Annotated in this window: 13 protein-coding genes; 11 read left to right on the forward strand and 2 right to left on the reverse strand. The window is 45.4% G+C overall.

The genetic code is table 11. From position 1 onward, the window contains the following. Positions 1-141: 141 nt before the first annotated feature. The 11 genes from moaC to K8O68_RS00155 all read left to right on the forward strand — a co-directional run bounded on the left by moaC (position 142) and on the right by K8O68_RS00155 (position 13,820). Complete coding sequence (moaC, locus tag K8O68_RS00105; protein WP_230894919.1) at positions 142-633, forward strand: cyclic pyranopterin monophosphate synthase MoaC; 492 nt, start codon at positions 142-144, stop codon at positions 631-633. Between the two features lie 64 nt (positions 634-697). Continuing rightward, positions 698-1,339 carry a redox-sensing transcriptional repressor Rex gene (locus K8O68_RS00110; protein ID WP_230894920.1) on the forward strand — a complete coding sequence of 214 codons (642 nt, stop codon included), beginning with the start codon at positions 698-700 and terminating at the stop codon, positions 1,337-1,339. A 102-nt stretch (positions 1,340-1,441) separates the two neighbouring features. After that, a complete protein-coding gene (locus K8O68_RS00115) occupies positions 1,442-2,890 on the forward strand; it encodes an MDR family MFS transporter (RefSeq protein WP_370640457.1) in 1,449 nt (482 codons plus the stop codon). Continuing rightward, positions 2,887-3,891, forward strand: coding sequence for an ABC transporter substrate-binding protein (locus K8O68_RS00120; RefSeq protein WP_230894922.1), 1,005 nt, complete (start codon positions 2,887-2,889; stop codon positions 3,889-3,891). Before K8O68_RS00115 ends, K8O68_RS00120 begins: the two co-directional genes overlap by 4 nt. Further along, entirely contained in the window at positions 3,888-5,981 is a 2,094-nt protein-coding gene (locus tag K8O68_RS00125) for a sensor histidine kinase (protein WP_230894923.1), read from the forward strand. The genes K8O68_RS00120 and K8O68_RS00125 overlap by 4 nt, the downstream gene beginning before the upstream one ends. After that, entirely contained in the window at positions 5,978-7,327 is a 1,350-nt protein-coding gene (locus tag K8O68_RS00130; RefSeq protein ID WP_230894924.1) for a sigma-54-dependent transcriptional regulator, read from the forward strand. The genes K8O68_RS00125 and K8O68_RS00130 overlap by 4 nt, the downstream gene beginning before the upstream one ends. 403 nt (positions 7,328-7,730) lie before the next feature. Beyond that, the gene (gene tatA / locus K8O68_RS00135) at positions 7,731-7,916 is read left to right on the forward strand and encodes a twin-arginine translocase TatA/TatE family subunit (RefSeq protein ID WP_230894925.1); all 186 of its coding nucleotides are present in this window, start codon (positions 7,731-7,733) and stop codon (positions 7,914-7,916) included. A gap of 27 nt (positions 7,917-7,943) precedes the next feature. Then, positions 7,944-8,801, forward strand: coding sequence for a sulfate reduction electron transfer complex DsrMKJOP subunit DsrO (gene dsrO / locus K8O68_RS00140; RefSeq protein WP_230894926.1), 858 nt, complete (start codon positions 7,944-7,946; stop codon positions 8,799-8,801). Between the two features lie 12 nt (positions 8,802-8,813). Continuing rightward, positions 8,814-10,100 (forward strand): NrfD/PsrC family molybdoenzyme membrane anchor subunit, encoded by a 1,287-nt coding sequence (gene nrfD / locus K8O68_RS00145; RefSeq protein WP_230894927.1) that lies wholly within the window; start codon positions 8,814-8,816, stop codon positions 10,098-10,100. After that, the gene (locus K8O68_RS00150; protein ID WP_230894928.1) at positions 10,093-13,215 is read left to right on the forward strand and encodes a molybdopterin-dependent oxidoreductase; all 3,123 of its coding nucleotides are present in this window, start codon (positions 10,093-10,095) and stop codon (positions 13,213-13,215) included. The genes nrfD and K8O68_RS00150 overlap by 8 nt, the downstream gene beginning before the upstream one ends. Then, a complete protein-coding gene (locus tag K8O68_RS00155) occupies positions 13,212-13,820 on the forward strand; it encodes a molecular chaperone TorD family protein (protein ID WP_230894929.1) in 609 nt (202 codons plus the stop codon). The genes K8O68_RS00150 and K8O68_RS00155 overlap by 4 nt, the downstream gene beginning before the upstream one ends. A gap of 151 nt (positions 13,821-13,971) precedes the next feature. Here the strand turns inward: K8O68_RS00155 and K8O68_RS00160 are convergent, their stop codons facing one another. Continuing rightward, on the reverse strand, positions 13,972-14,181 hold the full coding sequence (locus K8O68_RS00160; RefSeq protein WP_230894930.1) for a YdiK family protein: 210 nt from the start codon (positions 14,179-14,181) through the stop codon (positions 13,972-13,974). Next, the gene (locus tag K8O68_RS00165; RefSeq protein WP_230894931.1) at positions 14,178-14,912 is read right to left on the reverse strand and encodes a CPBP family intramembrane glutamic endopeptidase; all 735 of its coding nucleotides are present in this window, start codon (positions 14,910-14,912) and stop codon (positions 14,178-14,180) included. Before K8O68_RS00165 ends, K8O68_RS00160 begins: the two co-directional genes overlap by 4 nt. Between the last annotated feature and the right edge of the window lie 257 nt (positions 14,913-15,169).

The raw sequence follows: 15,169 nt of genomic DNA on the forward strand, positions 1-15,169 counted from the left end.
GGTCATCCTCACATTAAATTCCGTACGTATTCACAAGGTAAGTGTACATGAGGGATAACGTTCATGGCAACTTTTCGAGTTGGATTGTGCAGATTGTGAAAGAATAGTGTACAATGGAGAGAGGAAAAGAGGAGGATTTACATGGATTCATTCACACACTTTAACGAACAGGGCCGCGCAAAAATGGTCGATATTTCTGGAAAAAGTGAAACGGTGCGGACAGCAGTCGCCAAATCAAGTATATTTGTGAACAAGCAAATCTATGAAGGCATTAACGAAGGCACAATGAAAAAAGGAGATGTCCTTGCAGTCGCCCAGGTTGCAGGTGTTATGGCTGCCAAAAATACCTCTCAACTGATTCCGATGTGTCATCCGCTGTCTTTATCAGGGGTGGATATTACTTTTGAATGGCATGTGAATGGAGATACATACCAGCTGGTCATTGAGGTGAGCGTAAAGACAAAAGGCAGTACAGGAGTCGAAATGGAAGCGCTCACATCAGCCTCTGCGGCTGCTTTGACTATTTACGATATGTGTAAAGCGGTAGATAAAGGCATGGTAATCGGGAATACTTATCTGGTAGAAAAAACCGGCGGAAAAAGCGGGGATTTTAAGAGAGAAGATGAGCAATAATTAACCTTTTATTAATTTAACTAATACAGAGATGGAATAGAAAAAGACAGGGGGCGAATGATCCATGGATATCGATCAAACGAAAATTCCTCAGGCCACTGCGAAACGGCTGCCTTTATACTACCGTTTCCTTGAGGGTTTACAGGCTTCGGGGAAACACCGGGTGTCATCATCTGAATTAAGTGAAGCGGTCAAAGTGGATTCTGCGACAATCCGGCGGGACTTCTCTTATTTCGGAGCACTGGGGAAAAAAGGCTACGGTTATAACGTCAATTATTTATTGACGTTCTTTAGAAAAACACTCGACCAGGACGAACTGACAAAAGTGACTCTCGTAGGGGTCGGAAACCTGGGGACGGCTTTTCTCAATTATAATTTCAGCAAAACAAACAATACGAGAATTGAGATGGCTTTTGATGTGGCAGACGACAAAGTAGGGAAAGAGATTGGCGATGTCCCTGTCTACCATCTTGATGAGTTTAAAGACCGAATTGAGGACAGCAATGTTGAAGTGGTCATTTTAACTGTGCCTTCACAGGCCGCCCAAAGTATTGCTGATCAGCTCGTCGAAGCCGGCATTAAAGGCATTCTTAATTTTACACCGGCAAGAATTTCTGTCCCTGACGACGTCAGAGTCCATCACATCGATTTATCAGTGGAACTCCAGTCACTGATTTACTTCTTAAAACATTACCCACTTAAATAATGCGGATAAGAGCGGACCTTAGTCAAAAGGTCTGCTTTTTCACTTTCTTCACTTCAACTCATGGTAGAATAGAAGAAGAGTATTTCGCAAAACGAAGGAAGAATGCAGGTGAGTTTAATGGCTAAAATACCGGAAAAATGGCTTGTCGTTATTACGGTATTACTCGGAACTTTTACAATTATTTTAAACAATAGTATGTTAAACCCGGCAGTCCCCCATTTTATGCAGGTGTTCGACGCGGACGCTGTAGCCACTGGATGGGTGATCACTATATTTATGGTAACGATGGGGATGGTCATGCCTTTAACCGGTTACCTTGGAGATAAATTCGGAAAGAAGCAGCTGTATATGTCAGGTTTAACGTTATTTCTTGCCGGCTCAGTCCTTGGTTCATTGTCCTGGGACCTTCAGTCACTCATCTTTTTCAGAGGCCTTCAAGGGATAGGCGGAGGAGTCATGATGCCTCTGTCTATGGCTCTTATTTTTGAAGTGTTCCCGAAAAACGAACGGGGCCTCGCAACAGGCGTATGGGGCATAGCCGCTATGATGGCGCCTACGATCGGTCCAACACTCGGAGGCGTGATTATCGAGATGGGCTCCTGGCAATGGCTGTTTTTATCTAATATACCGACGGGGCTTGTCGGTCTGATTTTTTCTATGCTTTATTTAAAGCAGACAGGCAGAGTGTCAGACATCCGGTTTGACAAGCTTGGGTTTATCAGTGTCACGGTTGGAGTAGGTTCTATTTTATTTGCCCTCGGAAGAGTATCGTCGCTGAACCATCTGCTTGATCCGCTTAACTGGGGATTTATAAGTTTAGGAGTTGTGTCTCTTATTTTATTTATAAAAATTGAGAACCGGACGGCACAGCCGCTTCTTGATTTGTCTATATTTAAAGTTCCCGCCTATACGTACAGTGTATGGGTGGCGATGATCAGTTCGATCAGCCTTTTCGGAGGCATCTTTCTTTTGCCTCTTCTCATTCAGCAAGTTTATGGCTATGGAGCCATCATGACGGGTTTAACCTTTTTGCCTGCTGCCCTGTTAACCGGCGTCTTTATGACAGTGGGCGGGAGGCTCCTTGATAAACAAGGTCCCTCGCTTATTGTAACGACAGGTTTAATCATTGTCGCAGTCGGGACCGCAATCCTCGGTTTTATTGGTATGGATACAGCGATATGGGTCATTTTTCTTTTAAATGCTCTCCGCGGCATTGGGATGGGGCTCAGCACCATGCCTGCCACTACCTCTGGGATGAACGCTATTCCGGAAAAATTTATTTCACGCGGCTCTGCCATGAATAATGTTCTCCGGCAGATGAGCTCTGCTTTAGGCATTGTCTTCGTTTCGATCTATTTTGAAGTGCGCCGGGGACAGGTCATGGCAGCAAACGGCATGTCACTTGAAGAAGCCAGTTTAACAGCAATTACGGAAGGCTTCTTAATTATGGCTGTCCTGGCATTTTTATCTGTGCCAGCGGGAATACTGCTCGGTAAAGAATATAACAAGCAGCGAAGAGCTCAAGCCGCGGACAGGGGGGAAGCCCAGTGAGAAAAGGATGGATATTAATATTGATAGCTGTCATTATTGCCCTCACTGCGGCTTTTTTTATGACTGAGAGGGCTGAAGAAGACACGGTTACAATTGGCGTTTTATTATCCGGCGAAAACAGGATTGATAAACTTGACGGCATAAAAGATGGATTAGAGGAATTAGGCTACGAAATGGATGGGATATCCTTTGTTATTTTTGAAGGCGAAGAAGACGCTGAGCTGCTGGAGCCTTATGCTGAACAGCTGGTTATCGAAGAAGAGCCGGACGTTATAGCTTCTTTTGGGGGGATTGAAACCCAGGTACTGGCAGAGGTTATGGAAGAGCAAAATCACTTTATTCCTACTGTGTTTGTGGGAATGGCAGCACCTCTTGAAACAGGCATCATCGAAGATTTCAGAGAGCCGGGCGGCGCGTTTACAGGAGTGAGTAACTTTCACATGAATCTGTCGGCGAAACGTCTGGAACTATTTACGGAAATTATTGGAGGTCTTGAGCGGGTGGTTCTTATATACAGCGACGATATTGATATCAGCCGCCGCTCTCTGGCATTAACCGAAGAAGCAGCTGACGCTCTTGGAATACAAGTTGAACCTTTTCATCTTTCAGGCCATTTTGACAAGGAGGCTCTTGAAGACGTTCTGGAAGAAGGAGACGGCCTTATGACACTACCCAGTTACCAGGTCGAAGCATTTACAGATGAGATTGTTTCTTTTTCTCTTGAAAACTCGGTGCCTGTGATGGGAATTTATGATTATGAAGTCGAGGCCGGTTTTCTGTTTGGTTACGGATCTTCCTTTTATGGACAGGGCTTTCAGGCAGCAAGGCACATCAGCCTGATTCTGCAGGGCAACTCACCAGGTGACATTCCGGTGGAGCTGCCTGACCAGATTCCGTTTTTTATTAATGAGGAAGTAAGTGAACAACTGAACTTGGAGCTGGATGAAAACCTTCTGAAATTAACAGAACCTGTAAAGAATGGCGGAGGTGAAGGAGAATGAAACATCTTTTCCGGTCTGTCCGTTATAAAGTTCTGTTGTTCGGCCTGATTATGTCAATTATTCCTCTTGTCCTCATTTCGGTTTATTATTTGATGGAAATGTCCGATTACGTCGAAGATTCAGCTGCTGTTTCGCAGGAACGGAAAGTGGAATACTTTGCAGAGACGATCAGGAATGATATTCGCAGCACCTTTCAGAAGCTCGATATGATGATGAGTATGGGTGACCTGGAGGATCAGTCCGGTGTGTTTTATGACCTTTTAAAACAACAGGAATCAATTGACGAAATCGTTCTTTTGAATGCTGAGGGAGAAGTCCAGACAAGGTATTCGAGGTACAGTATTAATCAAATTGCTGAAGGCGGTTTATGGGTGAGTGACCAGGCGGAGCTCTCCGTTCTGGCAAATGATAACCACGTTTTTTCAAATGTGATGTTTAATGACTACGGCCAGCCTTTTATCCAGTTAATCGTGAGGTCAGAAGAAAACGGGGAAATGCTGGGAGTGTCGTTACAACTCCAGAAATTAATCGGGAATGTGTCTTCCTACCAGATGGAACATAATGCCCAGGTTTACTTGCGCGATCAAAATGAGCAGATTATCGCCCATCAGGATTACTCGAGGCTATGGCAGACAGATCAGAGGACGGAAGTGCCGGATAACACGATGGTCATCCAGTCGTCCATTGATGAGGTTAATTGGGATCTCGTTATGGAACAGCCGAGGCGAGAGATGCTGTCGCCAATCTTCGACATGTTGAGGAGAGGCAGCTTTACAGCTTCGTTTATGATTCTTTTTGGAAGCATGATCAGTATTTATGCCGGGCTTTATTTCGTCAAACCGATTGAACGGCTGCAAAGCGGGATGAAACATATGCAGTACGGTTACTGGCCCGAAAAAATGCCTGTCGACCGGAATGATGAATTCGGAGAACTGACGGCCGCCTTTAATGATATGAACACAGAAATTCAGGAAAAAGAGCGTCGTCTGGAGCAGGAGAAGGAAAGGCTGGATATCGTGGTTAACAGCATGGACGCAGGTCTGGCTGTTGTCAAAAAAGACTATTCCATTGCCTGGATGAATCCGACACTTCAAAGCTGGATCGGTGATCAGCGGAGCGTCCCGTGCTTCCGGATGTTTAATGATAAAGATTCTCCGTGCTATTCCTGTCCGCTGAATGAATCGGCATCTTTTGAAAGAATGGATGAAAATCTTACAAAAACAGACGAAAATGGGGAACAGCGGATTTACAGGCACCGGGTCTTCCCGCTCCAGCATACACTTGAGGAAGATGAAGAAGTCCTTATAGTGATGGAAGATATTACTGAAGAAAAACGGATGGAAGAAAAGCTGGTCCAAACTGATAAACTGTCGGCTCTTGGATTAATGGCTTCAAGTTTTGCACACGAGGTCAACAACCCTCTTGCTTCAGTGCAGGTGTATGCGGAAGATTTAACCGACCGGCTGGAGGAAGATAAAGAAGAACTGCTTGAGAGCGGAGAAATGGCTGATTATTTAAATATTATCAGGAAAAATATTAACCGCTGCAAAGAAATTACAAATAATTTATTGAACTTCTCCAGGAAGTCGGCATTCAAGGCGGAAGAATTTCCGATCGAAAAAGTACTGGATGACAGTCTCATGCTCATGAACCATACGCTCAAAAAGAATCATGTCAGTCTTAAACTTCAAAAGCCGCATGAAAAGATCCCGGATATTAGCGGCGATCCTTTAAAAATCAGCCAGGTTTTTGTAAACCTTATTCAGAATGCTGTAGATGCCATGAGTGAAAAAGAGTTTCCGGTACTCGAAATAACTGTGGAAATGGAAGGGGAAGAGGCGGTCGTTTCTTTTAAAGACAACGGCATAGGCATTCCCGAATCAAATATACCTAAACTGTTTGATCCGTTTTTTACATCTAAACCTACAGGCAAAGGAACCGGACTTGGTTTATCTGTCTGTTATGGCATTGTTAAGCAAATGGAAGGCACAATGGAAGTGCAGAGTGAGCCGGGGGAAGGATCGGTTTTCCGTGTGATCTTGCCGGTGAACAGGAAAGACGCTGACGGAAGCGAGGGGGAATCAGAATGACACGAGTCATTATAGTTGATGATGAAGAAGATCTCAGGGGTTTATTAGTCAAACGGCTGAAACGGAGAGGGTATGAAGCAGCGGGCTTTCCATCTGCTGAAGCTGCTTTAGATAATCTTAAAAAAGAAAGCTATGATCTTGGCATTTTTGACATCCGTATGGATGGCATGGACGGGCTGACATTGCTTGAAAAAGTCAAAGAAAGTGAGTCTAAGGCGATGGAAGTCATCGTACTGACCGGACACGGAACGATTGAAACAGCTATCGAAGCCATGAAAAAAGGCGCGTATGATTACTTAACCAAACCTTATAACCTGGCGGAACTCGAAGTCGTGCTTGGAAAAGCGCTTGAGAAAAAACAGCTTAAAGAAGACCACCACAGTATGAAAGAATGGATGCATTTCCGTGAAAATACGTTTGATATCATCGGAGAAAGCGAAAAAATCCGCCAGGTAAAAGAGTTAACTGCTAAAGTAGCCAATGCCGATGCCTCAATTTTAATAGAAGGGGAGAGCGGCACAGGAAAGGAACTGTTTGCAAAAGCTCTTCATTACTGGAGTGAACGAAGGGACGAGCCGTTTATAACCGTCAATTCAGGGGCTATTCCGGAACAACTGCTGGAAAGCGAGTTATTCGGCCATGCGAAAGGTGCTTTTACCGGTGCTCAAAAAGAGAAAAAAGGGCTTGTTGAAGTGGCTGATAAAGGCACCTTATTTTTGGATGAGATCGGGGAAATGCCTTTAGATACGCAGGTTAAGCTGCTGAGGTTTCTTGAAACAGGAGAATTCCGGCGGGTCGGTGAGGTAAGAGAGCGGCGGGTTAATGTGAGAGTGGTTACCGCGACAAACAGGAATATGGAAGAGGAAGTGGCAAAGGGGAATTTCCGTGAAGATTTATTTTACAGACTGCAAGTATTAAAGATTGTGGTCCCTCCATTAAGAGAAAGAAAGGATGATATTCCTGAACTTGTTCAGTTCTACCTCGCCTCTAAAAAAGAGTGGAAGGAAAAATCGTTGTCTGACGAAGCCCTGAAAGCTCTGATGAGGTATGACTATCCGGGAAATGTGAGGGAACTCTTTCATATTATTGAGCGGGGGTGTCTGTTATGTTCCGGAAATACAATCACTTCCGGCGATTTGCTGCTTCCGGGCGGGGAGGACCGTTTAAGTAAAACACCTGTCGCGTCCGGGCATGTCGAACGCTCTCTTGAAGAAGTGGAGCGCGAACATATTGCTGCTGTCCTTGACTATACAAACTGGAACAAGTCTGATGCGGCGCATATTTTAGGGGTCAGTGTCCGGAATATTTACCGTAAGATTGACCAGTATGAACTTGAAAAGGATTAAAACCGGCTGTCGTTCCGTCCAGCTTGCCGCTGTGACATTTTGTCATGCATGAATGACACGTATGCCAGATTGTCATAATTAGAAGGCGCAGGCGTCCGAAAAATTCAGTACACTCTTATCTGTTATAGATAATGTAAATTTTTATATATATACTCGCTTGCCTCGGGCAAGGCTTCAGCTAACCGGGGAAAAACACCCCGGTGGATCTTCAGCTCTTGCTTTTCCCGCAGGCGTCTCGTATATTTTTCAAAATTTACACTCAATATTAAAAAAGTATTTATTTTAAAAAAATAACCCCTATTTTAAAAGGTTCTTTCATTTTTTTTAATAAAAATGAAGGGCCTTTTTTTATTTTGGCACGGGTCTTGCATCTTAATTAAGTGAAAAGAAAGGGGAGAGACACATGCTATCTAATATTGGCATTCCAGGATTAATTATAATTTTAGTCATTGCCCTGATTGTTTTTGGACCGAAAAAATTACCTGAAATGGGCCGGGCAGTCGGAGACACACTGAAAGAATTTAAAAAGTCAACGCGAGAATTAACGAGGGATGAGGCATCCGATGAACAGAAGGATGACCGTTCATAAAAGACAGGGGAGAAAGGGGAACTGACAATGGGTACGAAATACGATGTGCTGATTAATGAAGGGCTTGTAAATGGAGCGGATATACTGAAGTCTTCTAAATACGATACTTCTCTCGGGCTTAACATGGCGGAAGATGCCCGGAGACTCTCAGACGGACTGATAAGCGAGGAAGAGTTTGTCAGCAAATATCAGGAGTCAGTAAGTAAAGAGTTTAATCAGAAGCTTGAAGTCCATGCCTCAGAAGGGTCTCACGACAACGTGAAATGGGGGATGGTCATAGATTTAAGGAAATGTGTCGGCTGCGAAACGTGTACTGTTTCCTGTAAAGCTGAGAACAGGACGCCTCCTGGCGTGTCATATAATCAGGTATTCATAGAGGAGGAAGGGACGTTCCCTAATGTTTCAAGAACGAACATCCCCCGTCCTTGTATGCACTGTGACAAGCCGCCATGCGCGTCTGTCTGTCCGGTGAGGGCGACTTATAAAGCAGATAACGGGATCGTCGTTCAGGATGCGGACCGCTGTATCGGCTGCAGATACTGTATGGTCGCCTGCCCGTATGGCGCGCGAACGTTCGACTTTGGTGAAAACTACGATGAAATGCTCGGATATGAAGAAGTGACGTCCCCGGAACACGGGATGGACCGGGGCAAGAGAAAAGAAGGGAAAGCTCCTGTCGGAACCGTCCGGAAATGCAATTTTTGCTTCCACAGGCTTGAGCGTGGAGAAGAACCTGCCTGTGTAGAAACGTGTATCGGGGACGCCAGATATTTCGGAGATCTCAATGACCCGGAAAGTACCGTATCGAAACTGGCAAACAGTTCAAGGGCTTTCAGATTAAAAGAAGAGTACGGCACAGAGCCGAGAGTCTATTATTTACGCTAGGAGGGAAAAGCGATGAGTCAATCAGCAATGTTAAAAGAAAGCAATGACACACATTCCAATCAAACACTTGCGAAGCGGTTTAAGATTTGGATGGCCGTTTTAATCGTCAGCATGATTGCCGGGGGCGGTGCTATTTTATACCGCGTAATCGAAGGCCTGGCCGTGACCAATCTCAGTACGTTTGTACCTTGGGGAGCCTGGGTTGCCTTTTATATCTTTTTCGTTGGTTTAAGCGCTGGCGCCTTCCTGCTGTCGACCTTAATATTCGTATTCGGCATGGAACAGTATGAGCGGGTCGGCCGTTTCGCATTGTTTACTGCTTTAATTTGCATGGTAGTCGCTTTAACATTTATTCTGCTCGATTTAGGAAGAATGGACCGAGCGTTTAACGCGATGATGTACTGGAACGTTCTCAGTATCCTGTCTTGGGAAGTCCGGTTTTACCTGATTTACATGGTACTACTGGCAACAGAACTCTGGTTTGCGATGAGAATTGATTTAATTAAACTGGCTAAAGACAAGTCAGCTGGTCTTAAAGGGAAACTGGCCAATGTCATCCGCCTTGGCAGCAGCGATACCTCAGAGATTTCGGCAAAGAAAGATCACCGCTGGATGAAAATTCTCGGAATTATCGGGATCCCTATTGCCATTATCGGTGTACACGGCGGGACAGGAACATTGTTTGCCGCTGTCGCTGCCCAGCCTTACTGGAACACCCCGCTGTTCCCGATTATCTTTGTTGTTTCTGCTCTTGTTTCCGGTACGGCGCTGTTAATAGCAATGTATGTTATCCAGAGGAAAGTCCGCGGAAAATCAGTCGATTTAACGATGATAAAAGGGCTTGCCGTATTAATGATCTTTTTCCTGATTATCGATCTGACGCTGGAATTTTATGAATTTCTTGTGGCAGGTTTGAGCATGAAGCCGGATAAGATGGCTGTCCTCGATGTTATGTTTACCGGCCCGATGTCCTGGTCATTCTGGGGTGTCCAGATTTTCCTGGGAGCGGTTGTACCAATCTACCTTGTATTCAGTAAGCGCACAAACCAGTCAGTTAAGGCACTGACGATTGCCGCAGTACTAGTAGTCATCGGAATTATAGGTGTCCGCTTTAACATTGTCGTTCCGACACAGATTGTCCAGTCAATGAAAGGGTTGCCTGAAGGGTTCTATTTCCCTAACTGGGTAGAGTGGTTAAGCTCCCTGGGTGTTGTGGCGATGGGATTATTCCTTTATTCCTTAGGAGCGAGATTCTTACCTTTGGAAACACAGGAAGGAGAAGTGAAAGGTCATGAGTAAAAAAAGCGTGTTTGATAAAAAAGTTAACCGGCGTTCATTCGTAAAGGGAGCAGGTATTCTCAGTGCCATCGCTGTGGCTTCTCCTTTCTTCGGCAGTCCGGTCCGTCAGATCACCGGAGGGAACGTGTGGGCAGATACAGAACATGGCATAGGCACTGAAACGGAAGATTATACTGCGGAAAATGTCATTTATACAACGTGTGAGCAGTGTAATACGCACTGTACGATTAAAGCCTATGTAAAAGAGGGACGGATCGAGGGAGGCTGTACCTCGCTTGTCAGAAAGATTGCGGGAAATCCTTACAGTCCGTTAACGATGAAACCGATGGGCCAGATTGATTATACAAAACCCGCAGCAGCAGCAGCTTTAGGCGGAGGAAGCGTGGCAGTCGCAGGCCGGGGGCTTCGCGGCGGCAGAACATGCCTGAAAGGCCAGGCAGGGATTCAGACAGCATATGACGCGTACCGGCTTAAAAAGCCGATGAAGCGGGTCGGTCCGCGCGGAAGCGGCAAATGGAAGACCATTTCTTGGGAGCAGGCGTATAAAGAAATCGTTGAAGGGAGCGGTGACTTAGGGACGCCAGGCTTAAAAGACCTTATTGCCTACGAAGAAGAAGAGAAGGTGATGGGCGACTGGGAAAAAGTGAAAGATGGAGACATGAGCCAGGACGAATTTGATAAGAAATATAAAGACGTCCTCATCGATACGAAACACCCTGATTTCGGCCCTAAAGTAAACCAGGTAGCCTGTCTGGGCGGAGACCGCCGTCATTTTACGAACACAAGGATCTGGAGCCAGGGATTCGGAAGTGTTAACTTTGACGACCACGGAGGTATTTGCGGGGTTAGCAGTGTCATCGGAAATAACCGGTCATTCGAGCACGGAAAACGCCGGACGTATACAGATATCGACCATATCGACTACATGATGGCGTTCGGTACAAACCCTGTCGTGGCAAATAAAGGACCTACGTGGATGGCGCCCCAAATTACTAACGCCATTGAGCGCGGAATGAAAATGGCCGTTGTCGATTCGAGAATGTCGAAAACCGCTGAAAAAGCGCACCACTGGATTCCGGTCATTCCAGGCACTGACGGCGCGTTCGCCCTCGCGATGGGACGGTGGATCATTGAGAACGAGCGGTATGACCGCCGCTATTTAGTGAACCCGAACAAAGAAGCAGCAGAAAAAGACGGGGAACCGACATGGAGCGATGCGACACATTTAGTCAATTTAAGTGAAGCGTCGAAACAAAAACTGCGTGCGTCTGATATAGATATGGGCGGGGAAGAGGAGTATATCGTATTTAAAAACGGTAAGCCTCATGTGGCAACTAATGTAGAAGAAGCAGACCTGGAAGTAGATACCGTCATTAACGGCATCGAAGTGAAATCCACTTTTACGCTTTATAAAGAGGAAGTTATGAAGCACACGCTGGAGGAATATTCGGGCATCACAGGCATTGATGTGAGCCTCATTGAAGAAGCAGCGGATGAATTTACTTCCTATGGAAAAAAAGCGGCGGCGTTCGGGTACCGCGGAAACGCTATGCACACGAACGGCTACTACAGCGTCCGCGCCATGAATATCCTTAACCATCTGATTGGCAACTATGACTGGAAAGGCGGAAGCATTTCTTCAGGCGCTAATTACGGCCCGTTTGACGGCGTCTACGATTTAGACACAGTGCCTGATGCACGGGCGCCATGGGGAATTCCGATTACGAGGAAACAGTCCAATTATGAACAAAGCACATTGTTTGAAAGAGACGGTGGATACCCGGCCCTGCGGCCATGGTTTTCAGCCACCGGGAACTCTTCCCATGAGCTTATTCCGAGTGCGGCAGACGAATACCCTTACGGTTTAAAAGCTTTGTTCGTTTACCGGATCAACCCGATTCTCTCTTTTCCAAACGGCCATGTTTACCGTGATATTTTAAAAGACGAGAAGAAAATTCCTCTTCTTGTCACATTGGATATTTCCGTCAGTGAAGGAGCAGAACTGTCAGACTACGTGCTCCCAGATTTAACTTATCTTGAACGCTTTGGACAGGAAACAATATATCCGAACCAGCTTCATAAACTGAGCAGTATTATGCAGCCGGTTACCCGTGTGGTTCCTGAAGCGAAAGCTGTCGAAGACGTCTTTATTGATATGGGAAAAATGCTCGGACTTCCGGGCGTCGGGGAAAATGCCTTTACTGACGGCAGCCCGTTAAACAGTTATGAAGAATACTATATTAAAATGGCAGCAAATATCGCTTACGAGGACGAACCCGTACCGGATGCTGACAATGAAGAGCAGCAGATTTTTATCAAAGCCCGCGAAAAAGCCCTGGGTGAATTCTTTGATCTGGATCGTTTAAAAGGTGCCGTTAAAGATGACGAATGGGCAAAAGTTGTTTATGTCCTTAACCGCGGCGGACGGTTTGAAGAGCCGGGAAGCGAGTATGTAAATGAAGGCCGGCATGTAAAATACCAGTATGGCGGCCAGGCAAATTTCTATGATGAAGTGACAGCACGCAACAAGCATTCATTCAGCGGAGAATTTTACAGCGGTATTCCTGTTTATGAAGAAATTAAAGAATATGACGAATCAAAATACGACCGCGATTTACCTTTAGTAATGACAAATTGGAAAGCGAAGCATATCGGCACCCACAGAGGAATTTCCAATGCGTGGCTCCGGGAAGTGAGGGAAGACAATCCGATCTGGATTAATGGAAAAGATGCCAAAGCGCGCGGCCTGAAAAATGGAGACAAAGTTAAAATCACCGGCAGTGATTATGAAGCGGAAGGCCGGGTGTTAGTCACTGAAGGCATCCGTCCTGGAGTTGTTGGAAGCAGCTACAATTTCGGGCACACCGCCTATGCCTCCGAGCCGATCAAAATTGACGGCAAATGGACAGGGGCGGCATCGGAATACGGGCACACGAGCTATGAGTTTTCAAAGCCGAAGAAAGAGTCCGGGCTCTACGCGAAAGGGAGAGACACCGGGTTCTCAGCGAATAATCTGCTCAGTATTGATCCGATCCTGAAAAATAACGGCTTGTTTGACCCGATTGGAGGATCGGCCGCTCAGCTTTATGCCAAAGTGGAGGTGAAAAAAGCATGACGACAGCTGACCATTCTATAGAAGAGAAAAGCCTGCTTTACCTCGTGTTCGCCAGAGTCATGTACGGAGAAACAGACTTTTTAATCAATCTGGTTGAAGAATATAATGAGGGGCTGGCAGGGCTGGATGAAAGTCTCCTGAACGTCCTCCACCAGGTGGGAACGACGCCCGAGGAAGAATTGGCTTTCCAATATGACAACCTGTTCTTTATTCCCGGCAGCCACTACGTTCCACCGTTTGCCGGAACATTTATATACCCTGATAATCAAGAGGGTGAAGAGGCTTTTCTTCAAAAGCTTGCTGCACTTTATGAAAGGGAAGGGTTTATGGGGTATGCGGAGAAAAAATACTTGCGCCATGATCATATCGGCCATCTTCTCATGTTTCTCCACTTTTTACTGATGAAGCGGGAAAACACTGGGCTCAATGAGAAAGAAAAAATAGACAGCACGATGAAAGACCTTCTGGAAGACGTGCTGGGCCCGGCTTTTGGCGAATTTGAGCGCAGGGTCTCCGAACAGCTGAAAAAAGGGTTTTATTTAGATGTGATAAGACAGATGCACCAGTTTATAGATTGTGAGCATCAGATGAGTATGAAAGAGTAAGAGGCCGGTTTTTTACAGCGTAAGCTGGCCGAAATGCGGAAATTAAGAAAACCTGTTGTGACGTGTAAGTCACAGCAGGTTTTTTTGTGAGAAATAAAAAACTGCCCGCCTGGCTCCTTTATATCAGGAGAGGCGGACAGTTAAGATGTGACTATTTATCATTCTTTCCGTTCTGCTGCTGCCTTGCGGCGGCTCCGAAATAACGGAAAGCAATAAAATAATCAATCGCAGCGAAGGCCATTAACAGGATGGTGAAGAAATCCCATCCCGCAGACTGGGAAGCAGACTGGATCGCAAAAAACAAAAATAATGTTCCCAGGAAAAAGTAAAGATATCCGTAAAACCTAGGTGATTTAGTCATAAGAAGAAACCTCCAATTAACGCCTGAACAGATTGTTCAAGTTCTTCCATTTGTTCAATTAGCTCCTGCAGCTGTTCACCGAAAATAACCTGAACCAGCATAACAAAGGAGTTAATTCCTACGTGTGCAATAATAGGAACGATAATCCGCCTTGTTTTCACATACAGATAGGCAAAGACAATCCCCATGGCAAGATAAACAAGCAAATGTTCAAAGTCCCAGTGGACAATTGCAAATATAAGGCCGCTGGCTACAGCAGCAATCCAGAAGCCAAACCGCTTAAACAGGCTTCCAAAGATGACCATCCGGAAAACGATCTCTTCCATAATCGGTACAAAGACCGCTACCACAATAATCATGTAAGGTACAGCCGTCGCCATTTCTACAATGACCTCGGTGTTTTCAGAGCCCGGTTCTATATCGAAGACAAGCACTTCAATCAGTGAGGCAGCATACTGGGCAGCAAACGCCAGAAAGATCCCGCCGACAGCCCATAAGATTGTCCGGCCTGTATCAGCCCGGTCCTCTATAAAGTTACGGTCCGGCTTTGTGCGCCAGGCGATAAGTGAGATAATAATAAACCCGAGAGTAAATCCGATAAATACAGACATCCCTTGTAATTCTGCTTCATTACCGGTAAAACCGGCAGCGAACAGCAGAGGAATAATAACCAGAGGGGAGATCTGCATAAGTATAAACGTTATAAGGATGAGCCAGTATTTTTTCGTCAACGTCCATTCTCCTTTTTTCCTGCATTCAATTCTTTACGCTAAAGTAACTCCCTTATTGTATCATAACCTCCTGCAAAAATTGAACGGAGACACTTTCCCGTACACGTATAATATTTACTTCGGCAGAGCATATTATATGAGGTTATGTATTTCCCGTTTCAACTGAGCTATGACAGGGAATACAAGGCAGAGTGCAGTGGAAAACCTTAGCGAAAAATGCGATAAAAAATTCCATTAAAATACTTGCATTTTTTTTT

The organism is Salipaludibacillus sp. CUR1, assembly GCF_021028955.1.
GTDB lineage: Bacteria > Bacillota > Bacilli > Bacillales > Salisediminibacteriaceae > Salipaludibacillus.

Bases quoted from the DNA above. Each gene is read 5' to 3' on its own strand.
- K8O68_RS00130 (WP_230894924.1), top strand. From the start codon at position 5,978: ATGACACGAGTCATTATAGTTGATGATGAAGAAGATCTCAGGGGTTTA.
- K8O68_RS00160 (WP_230894930.1), bottom strand. From the start codon at position 14,181: ATGACTAAATCACCTAGGTTTTACGGATATCTTTACTTTTTCCTGGGA.
- K8O68_RS00110 (WP_230894920.1), top strand. From the start codon at position 698: ATGGATATCGATCAAACGAAAATTCCTCAGGCCACTGCGAAACGGCTG.
- dsrO (WP_230894926.1), top strand. From the start codon at position 7,944: ATGGGTACGAAATACGATGTGCTGATTAATGAAGGGCTTGTAAATGGA.
- tatA (WP_230894925.1), top strand. From the start codon at position 7,731: ATGCTATCTAATATTGGCATTCCAGGATTAATTATAATTTTAGTCATT.
- K8O68_RS00155 (WP_230894929.1), top strand. From the start codon at position 13,212: ATGACGACAGCTGACCATTCTATAGAAGAGAAAAGCCTGCTTTACCTC.
- nrfD (WP_230894927.1), top strand. From the start codon at position 8,814: ATGAGTCAATCAGCAATGTTAAAAGAAAGCAATGACACACATTCCAAT.
- K8O68_RS00115 (WP_370640457.1), top strand. From the start codon at position 1,442: ATGCAGGTGAGTTTAATGGCTAAAATACCGGAAAAATGGCTTGTCGTT.
- moaC (WP_230894919.1), top strand. From the start codon at position 142: ATGGATTCATTCACACACTTTAACGAACAGGGCCGCGCAAAAATGGTC.
- K8O68_RS00125 (WP_230894923.1), top strand. From the start codon at position 3,888: ATGAAACATCTTTTCCGGTCTGTCCGTTATAAAGTTCTGTTGTTCGGC.
- K8O68_RS00150 (WP_230894928.1), top strand. From the start codon at position 10,093: ATGAGTAAAAAAAGCGTGTTTGATAAAAAAGTTAACCGGCGTTCATTC.